Annotated in this window: 13 protein-coding genes; 11 read left to right on the top strand and 2 right to left on the bottom strand. The window is 45.2% G+C overall.

What is annotated here, in order from left to right:
* The first annotated feature begins 5 nt into the window (after positions 1-5).
* From ACG2E4_RS02955 to ACG2E4_RS02945, 3 genes are all read left to right on the top strand, one after another.
* Positions 6-1,166 carry a tetratricopeptide repeat protein gene (locus tag ACG2E4_RS02955; RefSeq protein WP_395275668.1) on the top strand — a complete coding sequence of 387 codons (1,161 nt, stop codon included), beginning with the start codon at positions 6-8 and terminating at the stop codon, positions 1,164-1,166.
* A 149-nt stretch (positions 1,167-1,315) separates the two neighbouring features.
* Complete coding sequence (locus ACG2E4_RS02950; protein WP_395257227.1) at positions 1,316-2,227, top strand: ketopantoate reductase family protein; 912 nt, start codon at positions 1,316-1,318, stop codon at positions 2,225-2,227.
* Between the two features lie 75 nt (positions 2,228-2,302).
* Positions 2,303-2,791 (top strand): metallophosphoesterase, encoded by a 489-nt coding sequence (locus ACG2E4_RS02945; protein WP_395257225.1) that lies wholly within the window; start codon positions 2,303-2,305, stop codon positions 2,789-2,791.
* A gap of 212 nt (positions 2,792-3,003) precedes the next feature.
* On the opposite strand, the gene ACG2E4_RS02940 is transcribed toward ACG2E4_RS02945, so the two are convergent.
* Positions 3,004-3,648 (bottom strand): GntR family transcriptional regulator, encoded by a 645-nt coding sequence (locus ACG2E4_RS02940; RefSeq protein WP_395257223.1) that lies wholly within the window; start codon positions 3,646-3,648, stop codon positions 3,004-3,006.
* Positions 3,649-3,881: 233 nt separating this feature from the next.
* Entirely contained in the window at positions 3,882-4,946 is a 1,065-nt protein-coding gene (gene fbaA, locus ACG2E4_RS02935; protein WP_395275667.1) for a class II fructose-bisphosphate aldolase, read from the bottom strand.
* 223 nt (positions 4,947-5,169) lie between these two features.
* Between fbaA and ACG2E4_RS02930 the strand changes: the two genes are divergently transcribed.
* From ACG2E4_RS02930 to ACG2E4_RS02895, 8 genes are all read left to right on the top strand, one after another.
* Positions 5,170-6,231, top strand: coding sequence for an isocitrate/isopropylmalate dehydrogenase family protein (locus ACG2E4_RS02930; RefSeq protein ID WP_395275666.1), 1,062 nt, complete (start codon positions 5,170-5,172; stop codon positions 6,229-6,231).
* Positions 6,228-6,869: a cyclase family protein gene (locus ACG2E4_RS02925; protein ID WP_395275665.1), complete on the top strand. Its 642-nt coding sequence runs from the start codon at positions 6,228-6,230 to the stop codon at positions 6,867-6,869. Before ACG2E4_RS02930 ends, ACG2E4_RS02925 begins: the two co-directional genes overlap by 4 nt.
* Positions 6,862-8,274, top strand: a complete 1,413-nt coding sequence (locus ACG2E4_RS02920; protein WP_395275664.1) for a four-carbon acid sugar kinase family protein — start codon at positions 6,862-6,864, stop codon at positions 8,272-8,274. Before ACG2E4_RS02925 ends, ACG2E4_RS02920 begins: the two co-directional genes overlap by 8 nt.
* Positions 8,275-8,351: 77 nt before the next feature.
* Positions 8,352-9,605 carry an MFS transporter gene (locus tag ACG2E4_RS02915; protein WP_395257213.1) on the top strand — a complete coding sequence of 418 codons (1,254 nt, stop codon included), beginning with the start codon at positions 8,352-8,354 and terminating at the stop codon, positions 9,603-9,605.
* A gap of 10 nt (positions 9,606-9,615) precedes the next feature.
* Positions 9,616-10,674: a Gfo/Idh/MocA family protein gene (locus tag ACG2E4_RS02910; RefSeq protein WP_395275663.1), complete on the top strand. Its 1,059-nt coding sequence runs from the start codon at positions 9,616-9,618 to the stop codon at positions 10,672-10,674.
* Positions 10,675-10,940: 266 nt separating this feature from the next.
* Positions 10,941-11,495, top strand: a complete 555-nt coding sequence (locus ACG2E4_RS02905) for an RNA polymerase sigma-70 factor (protein WP_395257209.1) — start codon at positions 10,941-10,943, stop codon at positions 11,493-11,495.
* Positions 11,496-11,776: 281 nt separating this feature from the next.
* Positions 11,777-12,796, top strand: coding sequence for a FecR family protein (locus ACG2E4_RS02900; protein ID WP_395257207.1), 1,020 nt, complete (start codon positions 11,777-11,779; stop codon positions 12,794-12,796).
* 146 nt (positions 12,797-12,942) lie between these two features.
* Positions 12,943-16,455, top strand: a complete 3,513-nt coding sequence (locus ACG2E4_RS02895; protein WP_395257205.1) for a SusC/RagA family TonB-linked outer membrane protein — start codon at positions 12,943-12,945, stop codon at positions 16,453-16,455.
* Positions 16,456-16,680: the final 225 nt, after the last annotated feature.

Here is a 16,680-nt window from a genome sequence, read left to right as displayed (position 1 = left end):
TGTACGTGCTGAGATTATCTGTTATTGCGTTTATCCTCGTCGCCAGTCTGCAGACAGCCCTCCATGCGCAGCATCCGCCGGAATTGATCAATGATGCCGAGTTCAGGCCGGTTGCCCGCCAGGCGGTCGATTCGCTCTATAATTTTAACCCGGAGGCGGCCCGCGACCTGCTCGAGCCCTGGAAAAGGCGGTACCCCGGGCATCCACTCTGGACACTGTTTGACGGAATTGAACTCTGGTGGCAGATTTTGGCCGATCTCGAAGATCGCTCCCACGACGAAAAGTTTTTCAACCTGATGGGGCGGGTGGATTATCAAAGCAGCCAGCTGCTGAGCAAAGACAGCAATCACGCTGATGCCCTGATCATGAAAGCGATCAGCAACGGCTATATTGCCCGGCAGCACGCCAACCGTGATAACTGGATAACAAGTGTAAACCAGTCAAGGAAAGCGTATAACGCCTACCAGTATTTACAGGAGGTACAACCCGAACTGCCGGATCTGAAGCTGGCCGAGGGCCTCAAACTGTATTATTCTGAATATTTGCCGGAGGCTTACCCGGTCGTAAAAACCGTATCATGGTTCCTGCCTGATGGCAACAAGCAGCAGGGGTTGAAGTTCCTGGCAGAAGCCGCACGACACGGAATATTTGCACAGGCCGAGGCACGGTATTTCCTGGCCAATATCAACTTGCTGTACGAGGAGAATTACAGCGAGGCAGCCCGAAACCTGGAGCAGCTGGTGCAGGCCTATCCCAACAACAACTATTACGCCCGCATATTGATTCGGAGTTATTTCCGCATGAACGAAGATGAAAAGGCCCTGCAGGCAATTGAAGTAGTTTTGAAGCGATGGGATCGGAAAAAGCTTGCGTTTGAAGGGGTTCTGAAGGAGGAACTGTTGACCTGGAAGGGGCGCATCCACTACCGGCGATTTCAGTATTCAGAGGCGGCCGATGTCTTACGGCTTGCTTACAGGGTCGGGGCGTCAATGGCCGATCCCGGCAGCCGGAGTCAGCACGTTATTGCCGGCTATTACCTGGGAAGAAGTCACCTGCAGGTTGGAAACAGGGACAAGGCCCGCCGATACCTGGAAGCCGTAACGCAGATGGATGCCCAGGAAAACTATCGAAGCCATGCGGAAGAGTTGCTTGATAAAAGTTTTTAACGCCTGCATACTGTACCTGCGGTTGCCTGTCAGTATCAGGATCGATAAAACAGGCAACTGTAAAGAGCAAAGTTCTTTTTTAAGAATTCCCAGGAAATTATGTATTTATCAAAGGAGGATTAAATAGCTAAGTTCAAAAATATTCGGATATGGAGTATAAAAAAATTATGGTCATGGGGGCGGGCGCCGTCGGGGCCTATTTTGGAGCTCGCATACAGCAAAGCAGTAACGCAGAGGTGGCATTCATAGCTCGCGGAGCGCACCTGGAGGCGATTCAAACCCACGGCATCCGTGTCGAAAGTCCCGAAGGCGACGCCAGGGTGAAGGTGGATGCCTTCGAAAGTCCGACGGAAGCGGGAACACCTGACCTGGTGCTGTTCACCGTAAAGTCTTACGATACAGAGGCGGCTATTGAGGACCTAAAGCCGGTGGTGAGCGAACATACTCAGATTCTGACTATACAGAACGGTATCGAAAATTATGAAAAGTTGAGACAGGCGTTCGGGTCGGATCGCGTGATTCAGGGATTCTGCCGCATCGGGGCGAGCATCACGGAACCGGGTGTTATCAGGCATATTTCCCTGGGGTCGGTGGTCGTTGGGGAGCCGGATGGAAGCAGAACGGACCGCCTGCAGGCCCTGGAAGGACTGTTTGAAAATACGCACATCCAGTTTACAATTTCTGATGACATATGGCACGAGGTCTGGGTTAAATTTACGTGGAACAGCATTTTCAATATGATGACAGCGGTAGGGGAGGTAACGGTGGATAAACTTTTTGTGGAGCCCGAGTCCGAGCAGTTGTGCTACAACCTCTTTGACGAGATCCGGCAAGTGGCAAAGCGGGAGGGGATTGAACTGAACGAGCAGGACCGGGAGCGCATAATCGAACAATCCAGAGCGCTGGAAGGATTTACTACCTCCACGTACAACGACCGCAAGAGTGGAAAAAAGCTGGAGTACGAGGCGTTTACGGGAGCGATCGTTCGACTGGCCCAAAAACACGAAGTTGCCGTACCCTGCAACCAAACGATGTATGCTTTTTTAAAGCTCATCACCTGAATGAGATCAATTATAGACAGCCTCCGGTAAAATCGTTAGTATTGTTCTGACTGATAATAAAAAAGATATGCTATTATGCTGACAGGCTTGATTTCAGATACGCACGACCATGTACCCCATATTAAAAAAGCGGTTGATCTTTTTGAGGAGAAGGGGGTGGAGCTGGTACTGCATGCGGGCGACTACTGCAGCCCGTTTACCATTCCCCATTTTAACGGCCTCAACCTGAAGGGCATTTTCGGAAATAACGACGGGGACCGGTACCTGCTGATGAACAAGTTTGATGCAATTGATGCCGACCTGGAGGGGGAGTTTATGGAGCTGGAGATCGGCTCTTTGCACGTCGCAGTGTACCACGGCACATATCCCGGCATTACGGAGGCGCTATACAAGTCAGGTCTGTATGATGTTGTCGTTAGCGGTCACACGCACACCGCCTTCACCAAAACGGTGAACCATACGCTGGCTATAAATCCCGGTACGGCCCACGGGTTTGATGAAAAGGCCACTGTTGCACTCCTTGATACCGAGACGCTGGACGTCGAGTTTGTTGAGCTGCATTGATTATACGAATTATCTCTGACTCAATGCATTGGTTATATTAAATCAGTTTTAAGAGCCCTTGATGTTACTCGTCAGAGGACTGTTTTCTCATCTGAGGAGTAACCTTAGGTTTTTAAAACCATTTGATTGCTAATAAGATATAGGCCTTAAGCCTCCTTTAACCTGGATTTGTGGTAAGATATTAACTCCCTCATGTACCTGGAGTTTTTGACTCAGTTATTCAATTTAATTTTTAAAGACTCTCGACTCCGCCTGATATGGATGCGCATGGCCTTTTCCGCCTCGTCGGCATTTCTGTTCAGCAGAGCTTGTATAATTTTTTTATGCTCCGGTAGCGTCTCTTCCGGGGGACGCAGTAACCCTTTCTGGTATGCCAGTATATGGACATTGCCAATCATTTCCAGCCGGGAGAGCATTTTATTGTCGCATAGCTGGCTAATAAGACTATGAAATTGTTGATCTGCTTTTTCATATTCTTTTTCCTCAATAGGTTCATTAGATTCGATAAATGGCACAAAGCAGTTCTTAATCGATTCTAAATCTGAGTCCTCTGCTTTTTCAGCTACAAGACGAGCTGCCAACCCTTCAAGAACCTCTCTGCACTCAAATACGTCAATCATCTCTTTTGTGCTGATTTCCCTGACATAATATCCTCTGCGTGGGATGCTCTCAACTAAAAATTCTGATTCCAGTATCTGTAATACTTTGAGCAACGGCGTGCGGCTTACACCAAGTTCCTCTGCGATTTCTTCCTGAACAATTTTTTGTCCTGGTTTTAGCTTATGTTCTAGTATTTGTGATTTCAATTGTTCGTGAATCCAGGAGGTCAAATCTATGTGTTCTGGTGGTGTACTCATATTTATGATATGTATGGTATAATGCTCTTCTTAAATGGACTATGATTTTTTGCAGACATGAAATGATCTGCATGATATCGAGAATATTTTTTTATCTGGGTAATAATTCAGGCAGTAAAATATAAGAGAAATAAAAATATTTAATTATTCCATGTATCGTTGGTTGATTTGAGGAGGGCTTCCATAAAAAAGAGATTGATGAAAACCGTCAGTAAAGACCCTTTACTTTATTATCAGCTATTTTGGTTTATGCATTTAAGATCCTCAAATGTTTTGATAAGTCGGTTTACGATACCCTTTTCTCCTTTTCGGAGCCATACCTGTGGATTATAATAAGGTTTGTTGGGTTTATCTGGCCCGTCAGGATTACCGGTTTGCGACTGTAGATACGCCTCGTTCTGGGTATAGTAATCTTTTATACTCTCCCAGAAGGCCCACTGAAGGTCGGTATTGATATTCATTTTAGCAGTGCCGTACGATATCGCTTCCCGAATTTGATCCCGCGTACACCCTGATCCTCCGTGAAAAACATAGGTAGCGGGGTTCTTGGCAGTGTTAAATTTTTTTGTAATGATCTCTTGGGCTTCTTTGAGTATTAAGGGTCTGAGTTCGACGTTATCGGGGTTATATACACCATGTACATTGCCAAAAGAGGCGGCAATAGTGAATTTGTCACTAATCTCTGAGAGTTGTTCGTAGGCACTGACTATTTCTTCAGGTCGAGTATACATACTGTTTTGTTCAACATCAGAATGGTCGAACCCATCTTCTATTCCTCCTGTAACACCAAGTTCTACTTCAAGAGTAATTCCCATCCGGGTCATTTTTTTTAAGTATTCTTTACAGGTCGCGATATTTTTGTCGATAGGTTCTGTGGATAGATCAAGCATATGTGAACTGAAAAGGGGGCTGCCGGTTTGTTCGAAATGTCTGCGATTGACAGTTAGCAAACCGTCTATCCAGGGGAGTAGGTCCCGGTTGGCGTGATCGGTATGTAACATAACCGGAACTCCGTACAGTTCAGCTACCTCATGAACATGGCGTGCTGCGGCCACACTCCCGGCAATAGAGGCCTGCTGGCTGGAGTTTAAGAGTTCTTTTCCCGCTAAAAAATGACTCCCGACATTCGAAAATTGGATGATCACTGGAGAATTGACGGATTTGGCTGCCTCAAGTGCCGCATTTATGCTATTGGTACCGGTCACATTAACGGCGGGAATGGCAAACTCCTTTTCTTTGGCATGTTGGTAAAGTTGGGTTACGGAGTTACCTGTTAAAACACCGGGGGGGAATATCATGGTACTAATGGTTAGTAATTATTTTGTTAAGGTTTAGACAAAAGCGATAGCATCGTTCTATCACAACCATCATAGAGTAGCTGATTGCCAAAATTAAATTTTGTATTCAAAATTCAATATACGATATTCATTAATGCAAGGCCAGTTATAATCAGTGAATTAGATGGAGTTATCTGTTCACAGTCCTAAAGCTAATGTAAACCCAAAATGATACGCGTCAATAATGAAAAAATACACAATAGCAGCAGTTCACGGTGATGGCATCGGAAGTGAAATAATTCCTCCGGGGATTGCCGTGCTACAGAAGGCCGCAGATCAATTCGATTTTGCCCTTGAGGTCGATGAATTTGATTGGGGGGCGGGATACTATAAAAAACATGGGGACTTTATGCCGGATGATGGTTTGGAAAGACTCGGAAGGTACGATGCCATCTATTTCGGGGCCGTGGGTCTGCCGGATGTAGACGATACCCTTCCGGCCATGATGTATACCTTTAAAGTGCGCACGCATTTCAAGCAATACGTAAATCTTCGTCCCGTGCAGCTGTTGCCCGGCATTGCAAGTCCGTTGCGAAACAAGGGGCTTGACGATATCGACTTTGTGATTATCAGGGAAAACAATGAAGGGGAGTTTGTACAGAACGGCAAGATCATTCACCCGGACGAACCCCACGGTTTGGCAACGGATACGAGTGTATTTACGCGCAAGGGGATCGAGCAGGTGGCTCATTACGCATTCAGGCTGGCCCGGAAGCGGAATAACAAGGTTACCAATGTGACCAAGTCGAACACGCTCATTAACACGCTGGCGTATTGGGACCGGGTGATCGCGGAGGTAGCAGCGCAGTACAGCGACGTCGAGTACAACCAGATGTACGTGGATAATGCTTCTGCCACCTTTGTATTGAGGCCAGAAGTGTTTGACGTGATACTTACGACGAATATGATCGGGGACATCCTGAGTGATCTGGGAGGATCTATTATGGGCAGTCTTGGCCTGGGGCCCAGCGGAAATATAAACCCGGAGAAAGACTACCCGTCCATGTTTGAGCCGATCCATGGTTCGGCTCCTGATATTGCAGGGCAGAATGTAGCAAATCCTATTGGTACCATCTGGTCGGGAGCTCTAATGCTGGATCATCTCGGAGAAGAGAAAGCCGCCAATGCAATTGTGAAGGCCATTCAGCAAACAACCCGGTCCGGAATCAAAACCGGGGATCTGGGTGGCAGTGCCAAAACCAACGAAGTGGCTGAACAAATTATCAAAAATATGGATCAGCAATGACTGGCAAGCGGTTGATAGATTTGACACTCACGTTTGATGAGCGCATGGATGGGGTATCCTTTGAAAATACAAGGGTACTTGAAAGAGACGGCTGGAATGCCCGGACCCTCCATATCTACGGACACTCCGGTACTCATATGGATGCCCCACTCCATTTTGGCGTTAATTCCCAAACGACTGATGATTTTGAACCCTCCGAGTTCATAGGACATGCTCATATACTCCGGCTGCCGGTCCAAGAAGATTCATACCTCATTTCGGTCTCCGACCTGGAATCGATAAAAGATCAGATATCACCCGGGGACAGCCTGCTGATTCAAACCGGGTGGTCGGCATTTGTTTGGGAAGAACGTTATCGCAAAGGTCTTCCCCGAATTTCAGAACAGCTGGCCCACTGGATTGTCGACAAGGGAGTAAAAATGCTGGGGGTCGAACCGCCTTCGGTGGCCGATGTAAATAACCTGGATGAGGTTACCCGAGTCCACCAGATCCTCATGGAGGGTGGAGTTATCATTATTGAGGGGCTGACAAATATAGATAAAATACAGGGCGAAACCTGCACGCTTTTTGCCTTTCCCTTAAAAATAAAAGACGGCGACGGTGCACCAGCCAGGGTAATTGCAATAGAAGATGAATAATCAGATGACGATAGAGGAACAAATAAGGCAATGGCAATCCAATAGCCCGGATTCACGTCTGGTTCGGCAAATACGAAAAGAAAATGAGAAGCTGGATCGCACGCTGGTGGTGCTCGATGACGATCCGACAGGTACCCAGACCGTGCACGATCTGCCGGTGGTTACCTCGTGGGATGAAGAGCTCCTTGCCGAGCTATTCCGGGAGAAAACACCCATTTTTTATGTGTTGACCAACTCCCGGAGTTTAAACGCGGAGCAGGCCCGCGATCTCATTGCAACAATAGCCCGAAATTTAACGGCTGTTTCGGAAAGCACAGGACGGGATTATAGTGTCATATTACGGAGCGATTCCACGCTAAGGGGGCATCACCCGGCGGAGATGGATGCCCTGATTGAGACCATCGGAAAAGAACCCGATCTGAAAGTATTACACCCGGCATTTATTGAGGGGGGGCGGCTTACGTTTAACGGCGTTCATTATGCCGGTGAGGATGGTCGCTACCTGCCTTGTGGGGAGACCGAATACGCGCAGGATCCGACATTTGGTTACACATCATCCCATCTATCGGATTGGATTATTGAAAAAACCGGAGGGCGCGTATCATCTGATCAGGTAGTTTGTCTTTCCATTGACAGGATACGCAACAACAGTGTAGAAGACCTTGCCCGCCAGATACAATTGATAAGTAAAGGAAACTATCTCGTTGTCGATGCGCTGAGCTATCATGATATCGACAAGTTTTGTCTGGCCCTGCTTAAAAGTAAACGCAGCTTTGTAGCAAGGACGGCGGCATCATTTGTGGCATCAATGGGTGGAATAGAACAACGCCCACTGTTATCGGCTGAAGAGCTTGCCTACCATTCGGGATATGGTGGCTTGATTATCGCCGGTTCGTTTGTGGAAAAAACCACACGTCAGCTCAACAAGCTCATAGAGCAGGCTGATATCAGGCACAAGGTACTTGATGTAAAACAGCTGCTTCAGACTGAGGATCGGGAAAGACTGCTGCAAGAATGGGTAAAAACAACGCAAAGATACATTGAGGATAACCAGGATCTGCTCATCTATACCAGCAGAGAGGTAGTGACCACTGATGAGGTTAACAAACATTTAGATATCGGCAAGAGGATATCAACATTTATTTCAGATCTGGTACGCGCTTTACCTGTCACGCCTTCCTTTTTGATTGCCAAGGGCGGCATTACCTCCAGCGATATTGCGACAGAGGCACTAAATGTAAAAAAAGCCCGCATTATGGGACAGATTCTGCCCGGAATACCGGTCTGGGAGCTGGGCAGTGAAAGTAAGTATCCGGGCATGCCCTACATCATATTTCCGGGAAATGTCGGCGGGGACGAGGCTTTGGTGGATGCGCTGAGACGCATCAAGGGTGAGGAGATTTAATTACAGCATTTTTAAGTAGTTCATTTATCTCAAAAACCGGCAATGAAGTAAAATGTAAATCAACAAAATCTGACCTAATGAAAAAACGAGTTTTATTTGTGATTGGTACATTCACATTGTCCCTGTTGCTGTACATTGACAGGGCAATGATTTCTGCCGCAGAAGAGTCGATCTCCCACTCATTGGGGTTTACAGACACTCAGATGGGGTGGGTTTTTGCAATATTTGCTCTTGGCTATTCGCTGGCGCAGGTACCAACTGGTTATGTTGCTGACAGATACGGCCCGAGGAAACTGCTGACGGGTATTGTAACAGCATGGTCAACCTTTACCATAGCAACGGGTGCTGCGTACAATTTTATATCAATGTTGGTAGCCCGGTTCCTTTTTGGGGCTGGTGAAGCCGGCGCATTTCCCGGAATGTCTCGTGCTGTCTACTCCTGGATACCCCTGAAGGAAAGAGGAATTGTGACGGGTATCAACTTCTCAGGCTCTCGAATAGGAGCTGCCGTGGCCCTGCCTGCCGTAGCGTGGCTGATAAGTACCATTGGCTGGCGCATGAGTTTTATCGTATTCGGGATTATTGGATTCTTCTGGGCTCTGCTCTGGTACTGGTGGTTCAGGGATGACCCGGAGGACCATCCCGGCATTAGTGATGAAGAAAAGCAATATATCCTTGAAACCAGGCAAAAGCTTACCAAAGAAGAGGCCGAGGGAAAATTATCGTACTGGAATGTGTTGAAATCCGGGAATGTGATACTGGCGATGTTCCAGTACTTTGGCAGCAATTTCATTTTCTTTTTCTGCCTCTCGTGGTTGTTCCCCTACCTGAAACAGACCTACGATCTTACCATGGTTGAAACGGGTTTCTACGCTTCTGCCCCATTTTTGGCAGGGGCGGCCGGCAACTTTTTTTCCGGCTTCCTGGTGGACTATATCTATCGTAAGGGAAAATGGAAGCTTTCCCGCCGACTTCCGGCCATTATGGGATTTACACTTGTGGCGGTAGGCGTATTGGCAAGTATGCAGATGGATACTCCCGGTGGAGCCGTGCTTTTCCTGTCAATTGCAATATTTGGTGCCGACATGACACTGAGTCCATCATGGTCATTTTGTGTGGATATCGGTAAAAAATTCTCGGGTACCGTGTCCGGAACAATGAATATGGCCGGTAATTTCTTTGGCTCGTTCCTCGCTTCTCTGGCATTTCCCTATCTGACCTCACTGACCGGATCAACAGATACATTTTTCTACCTTGCCGCATTTTTTGCCGTGCTGTCGATAATAGCGTGGTCTTTTATGAATCCGGATAAACCAATCGAAACTATTTAATGCAGTAAATATGCATGATATAAAAGGAGTAGTTGTAGGAGCAGGATACTTCAGCCAATTCCATTATGACGCATGGAGTCGAATCAATGAAGTGGATATAAGGGCAATTTGTGATCTAAATGAGGATAAGGCCCAAGAAGTGGCTGAAAAATGGGGCATCCCGCGTGTATATAAGAATGCCGGTGAAATGTTGGATAAAGAAAAACCTGATTTCGTGGATATTATAACTCCACCGTCAACTCATTTAGAACTGACTAAATTGGCGGCTGATTTACATGTTTCGGTCATATGCCAAAAACCATTGGCGCCTACCTATGAAGAGGCTAAATCATTAGTGGATTATACAAAAGAAGCCGGTATTCGTTTTATGGTTCACGAAAATTGGCGTTTTCAGCCGTGGTACCGGCAGATAAAACGTATGATCGATGCCGGCGAGATAGGAGAGCACCTTCACACCTTGTACTCCAGAATGCGTACCGGAGATGGATGGGGCAAAGATGCCTACCTGGATCGCCAGCCGTATTTCCGAACAATGCCTCGTTTGCTGATCTACGAAACGGGCATCCATTTTATCGATACCTACCGGTATTTAGCCGGAGAGGTAGATTCTGTTTATGCCCGGTTGAAACAATTTAATAAAGAGATAAAAGGAGAGGATGCCGGTATTGTGCAGTTCAATTTCAGCTCAGGGGCAATGGGGCTGTATGACGGGAACAGGTACAATGAAAGCATTTATGCCGATAACAGGTACACGTTTGGGGAAGTAACGGTTGAAGGAAATGGAGGTACGTTGCGATTAGATGGCAAAGGAAATCTTTCCATACAGAAATTGGGAGAACCCGTAAAACCAGTGGAATACGAACACCATAGGAAAGGGTTTGCCGGTGACAGTGTCTACTTTACGCAGATGCACTTTTTGAATGGTTTAATCAATGACTCTCCTTTTGAAACAAATGGGCCAAATTACCTTCGGAGCCTGAATATACAGGAAGCTATTTATAAATCTGCTGAAAAAAATTCAGTTGTAAGAATGAAAACTGTCAAGTCCCGCAATAAAATTGTGGATTGACATATCCAAAAGTTATTTCCAGCAGAAATAAAGAACAGTCAATAATGCTCGGTTACTTTGAATAATGAGTTGATTATCCAGGCTTTTGCTACTGAGCAAGAAATATACTTATAGAATAAAATTCTATTCCCATAAAAGGGATAGAGGACAAAGGAGAAAGGAAAATTAAAGAGAATTTTAGTCTCGGCAATGTGCAAGATGTGTGAATGAGTATTTGAAAACCTGTAAAAGGGAGCAATAAAGGGATGCTAAAAAAGGGATACGGTATGACAGCAATAGATACAAAATCGGATGAAGCCTTGCTCAGGCTTATCAAAGCTGATAGTCAAAAAGCCCTGGAAGAGCTGTTTGAAAAATATTATGACCGGCTCTGTGATTTTGCTTTTCAGTATGTAAAGTCCATTGACTTGTCTGAGGAAATTGTTTCAGACGTGTTTTTAAAAATATGGGAAAGGCGTCACAGGCTTAATATTTCAAAAAATTTAAAGGGCTATTTGTATACAGCTACCCGGAATCAAGCACTTAACTATCTGGAAAAGCAGGATAATGAGCTAGAGTCATTGACTGAAAATGCCCGTGAAATAGAATCTGGCAAATACCATCCTGACGAAGAACTCATATTCAAAGAACTGGAAAATCGCTTGGAAGCATTAATTAATACACTGCCCCCGCGAAGAAAGATCATTTTTAAGCTAAGTCGACTTGAGGGGTTTACGTACAAGGAGATAGCTGGAATTTTGTCAATATCTATTCATACGGTGCAGAATCAGATGGTAGCGGCAGTAAAGACATTAAGTTCCTATACGGAAGATGATCAGTGAAACATTTCATTCTTTTGTGACAGGCCATTGAAAAATCTATTTCATCACGAATGAGTACAAAAACAGGCGAATTGTGTTAATCCCTCCCCCTCCCCCCGTGTTAAGATCGCTACGCCCCCAACAATGTATAATTTGGAATACTGGCAATTTTACAGGTTGAGCCAATACACCTGTATGTTACTTTAATTTACAATAATTAAAAATTTATAATCAGCCTGGAGTAGTAGGTCACCCTCCATATTCCTGTCTAACAAGTGAAGTCAAAAGGTAAAATGTAGTTCATGAAGCAGTACGAAGAAAAAATCTGGATACTCATAACTCGTGATCTTTCAAATGAGATTACATCACAGGAGCAGGAATTGTTAGAAGAATGGCTTTCAAGCGATCCTGAAAATCGGGCTTTTTACAATCGGGTTAAAAAGGCTTGGGAAGATGAACCTGAAGTATCTCTTAACAATTCGCACTTGTTTGATTACGAGCGGGGGCTCAGCAGGTTAAGGTCGAAGCTTTCAAAAAAAGAATCCAATTACAAAAATGCCCACAATATTCTAAACAAATCTTCGAGTTTTTCTACCTGGAAAGTTGCCGCTTCCGTATTACTGATTGTTGTTTCCCTGTCTGTGTTTATTACCGTTCAGTATTGGGAGGAGCCAACAGTCACCTATACAACAGGCGGTATGGAGCAGCGAATAATATCACTTTCTGATGGCACAAAAGTGCACCTGAATAAAAATTCGAAAATCGAATTCCCCGAAGTTTTTAAGGGCGATTACAGGAGAGTGGAATTGAAAGGGGAAGCTTTTTTTCAAGTGGAAAAAAATAATGATAAACCATTTAAAGTCCACTTGGAACAGGGCATTGTGGAGGTGCTGGGCACCTCGTTTAACATAAAAGAGATGAAAAAAAGTGGTAAAACCCTGGTTGCGGTAAAAGAGGGTCGTGTTTCGTTTGAATCCGAAATAGCTGAACAAAACGACGCAGTCCTGTTGTCTGCTGATCAGGTCGGGATATTGTCCGCTATGGATAAGACGATAAGAGTAGAGGATTCCAGTGTAGATAATTACCTGAGTTGGAGAAGTGGTGAATTGAAGTTTGAGCGTATGCCCCTGGATCAGGTGTGCCTGCAACTGGAGCGTATTTATGAAATTCAATGCGAATTAGCAGATCCGGAATTGAACTCACTGACACTGACAGTGCATACGGAAAAACTCGAAATGGATGATGTTCTCAGTACGATGGCCATGTCACTGAATATAGAGTATCAACAAAAGGAAAATAAAGTTATTTGGTATCGTAACTAGTTCACGCTGTGAAACAGTAGGTAAATTTAATTTCAGATGTACGAATATTAAGCCAAAAGGAGGACAGCTTTGATGAGGAATAAGTAGGTACAGGGATTTAATGCAAGGGGATAAATAACAGTTATAATAAACAAGGATGGAAAACTATGAAATATTCGATTCAAACGTTACAGGTGCTAGGTGCGCTTGTTATCACAACTTTTTTTATGGTTGGGATAACATTTGCGCAGTCAGAATCTAATGAGGATGTCGATAAGCAACTCTCTTATAATGAAAGGCAGAGAGTGTTAACCGATTCCAATCCCATTATCAGTCTGAATTTGCAGAATGTAGAACTTGATGATGCCCTGAAATCAATTGCTCAAAAGTCAGGTGCAGGTCTCTACTATAATGCTGATCTGTTGCCAGAGAAGAAGATCAGTATTGAGCTAAAAGGGGTATCACTTAGCAGGGCGTTGGAAGAGGTGCTTGAAAATACCGGATTAGAACCATTTACATCCGGTCGCAATATTATGTTGCGGGAAAAAAATATAGCCCTATCTCATCAGGATAAAGTAGTAATTGAGCAGGTAACCGGTTCTGTAACTGATGCTGAATCTGGTGAGCCACTTCCAGGGGTTAATGTAGTTATAAAGGGGACAACTACCGGTACCTCCACTGATGCTGCAGGGGAATACCAGTTAAATGTACCTTCACTACAAGACACACTGGTATTTTCATTTGTAGGGTTTCAACGACAGGAAGTGCCAATAAATGGGAGAACAGAAATAAATGTCGAACTGCAAACCCAGGCGGTTACCGGTGAAGAGTTGGTGGTCGTTGGTTACGGCACGCAAAGAGAAGCTGATGTAACGGGAAGTATTGGGAGAGCAGATCCGGAGGATATGAACAGAGTTACATCAACAACTGTAGGTCAGGCATTGCAGGGTCGAGTTCCGGGCGTTTTCATTAAAAATCAGAATGGCCAGCCTGGTGATAATAAGACCTCTATCAACATACGTGGATTTGGTGATCCCCTTTTTATTGTTGATGGGATGCCTGTTGACAAGGAGGTATTCCAGGATCTGAACCCCAATGATATCGCTGAAATTAATGTACTGAAGGACGCTGCTTCAGCGGCAGTTTATGGAGCAAGAGCCGGAAATGGCGTAGTCCTGGTTGAAACCAAGCGGGGATCTGTTGGTGATATTCAGTTCTCATACAAGGGAGATGTGGGACTTCAAGGCCTGACAATGGTTCCAGATGCGATTGACTCTTGGGAATATATGGCCTTGTACAACATTGAAAATCGTGATGGTGGTCAAGATTATCGCTGGTCTCCGGAGACGGTCCAAGAGTTCAGACAGCATAATGATGGATCAGACCCAGAAAATTTTCCTAGCGTGGATATGTTTGAACTTATTCCTCGTGATGCGGCACCGATGATGACTCATAACCTGTCTGTATCGGGGGGGAGTGAGCGTGTACGTTATTTTGTATCCGGAAGCCTGTTTAATCAAGAAGGACTGGAAAAGAATGTCTTTGGTGGTACAGATACTGAATTTAACCGGTACACGGTTCGTGGTAACCTGGATGTGGCTATTAGTGAAAGGTTTGATTTTGGCCTCGATATGAGTTACAACCTGCAGGATTTTTACGGTCCTAGAAACCAAATGGAAGGCACAGACTGGTCGCAGGGTCAGGGAATTTTTGCCCGTAGTGGTCGGTGGCGTCCGTTTCATTCCATTGTAGAGCTTCCCGGCGGGCATCGTGAGTTTCCAAGAGGTGCACCTGGGGGACAAACCGTAAACCCTCTGAATTTAGCGAGTGCATATATTGGCGGTTCCCAGGAGTTTCAGAGACAGCTGATTGACCTGAAACTGAGTGGGGAGTATCAACTGCTTCAGGGATTAAGTACACGGGCTGTTTTAAATTATCAGACAACCAATTTGCAGGATAAGATGTTTCAAAAGGAAGGCCCGGAATATCGCTATAATGCAGAAACGGAACAGCATGAGCGTGTTCGTGCTCTAAATGCTGATACCAGGGTCGAACGAAGAAATACTCAAATCGAAAATATTAATTTCCAATACTTTCTGAATGGAAATCACACATTCGGGGAGGATCATACATTAACCAGCATGTATGTGTTTGAATATATCCAGGAAGATTTTGAACGATTTGATGCAAGCCGCATCGCATACGAATTTCCCATCCCCCAACTGAATGCGGGCCCGCCCAGCCAGATGTTTAATAATGATGTTATAAGCAGAAATAAACGGATGGGTCATATAGGCAGGCTTAATTACAATTATGCCGATAAATACTCCCTGGAGGCAAGTGCAAGATATGATGGATCCATACGGTTCCCGGAAGGTGACCGGTGGGGTTTTTTTCCATCCTTTTCCGCGGCATGGAATATTACAGAAGAACCATTTCTGCAGGAGAGCGAGACGCTGGATTTCCTGACGAACCTAAAGCTCCGGGCTTCCTGGGGACGACTTGGTTTTGACGGGGCCGGTGACTTCCAGTTCCTGTCAACATACTCATTTGATGATTTTGTAATCTTCCAGGACAATACTCTTCGGCGAACGATCAGTAGCGACGGCCTTCCCAACCCGAATATTACATGGGAAAAAATGGACATCATGAATATCGGTGTAGACGCCACCTTCTGGGAGGGAAAATTGGAAGGTTCATTTGACATTTTTAAACGGGATCGTTTCGATGTGCTGGGCCAACGCATTTTAGAGGTCCCGCCTGTCGTGGGAGCAGAGTTGCCTCAACAAAATTTCCAGGAATTTGAAAACAGGGGACTGGAATTCAGCCTGCGCCATAACAATCGAGTCAATAATGATTGGAATTATACTGTAGGTGCTAATTTTGGGATCCACGAGGAAATCGTAAGACACACAGATGAGCCTGATTTCATCAACAAGGAAGTAGAGCGACGTGAAAAGCAAATTGACCGGCGAGCAGTTTCAGGTCCGTTTGGGCAGATATGGTATTATGAAACTGACGGGTTGTTTGCATCTCAGGAGGAGATCAATAGCTGGGCGGATATTGATGGTAATGGAAATCGTTCTATCCAGGTGGGAGATGCAAAAGTCGTGGATAGAAACGGCGATGGCAGGATTACCGATGCTGACAAGTATATAGCCAGCTCCGGTACTCAGCCACGGTTTACATTCGGATTCAATACCCGTGTCGGCTGGAAAGGGTTTGAGCTTTCCACGTTCTGGCAGGGTGCGGCTCTTTTTGGCTGGAATCTTGACTGGAGTGAGTTTGAGGAACCGTTCCCATCCAATGGGGTTGCCCTGCAAAAGGACATAAAGGATGCATATATCCCGGAAAATGAATTTGGCCTCCCCACGGTAAGTGCAGAAGAGGCAAGATGGCCGCGAGCTTCGGGAATATTCGATGACGAGTACGACATGTTTTTGATTGATGGATCCTACTTGCGACTCAAACAGGTTCAAATAAGCTATACCGTTCCCACAGACCTAGTTAGTGGACTAGGATTAAGAGGTGTGAAATTGTATACAGGAGGAACCAATTTATTAACGTTCTCAGATCTTGATTTTTTAGACCCTGAGATTGATGAAAATCCTGCACAATTTTTTGGAAATTATCATCCACAGACCCGCGTGTACAATTTTGGGGTTGAAATTGATTTCTAAAATGAAATTCAATCAAAAAATTCACTGGTAAAACAAATTTATAAAGTTATGAAAAACACAAAGCAATTATATAAACCGGTAGCACCGCTTATCATTTTACTTCTGGTTTTGGTTTCCTGTGAGGGCGTTTTGGACCTTAATGAGGATCCGAGAGACCGGGTAAGTGCTGAGCAGGTATTTCAGGATGAAGCTTTTGCCGAGGCACTGGCAGCAGACTTGTACGCA

Origin of the sequence: Halalkalibaculum sp. DA384, from assembly GCF_043951955.1 — a bacterium.
GTDB lineage: Bacteria > Bacteroidota > Rhodothermia > Balneolales > Balneolaceae > JAMQKA01.
Note: the sequence above shows the minus strand (reverse complement) of the source record. Positions and strands in the feature narration are given on the sequence as shown.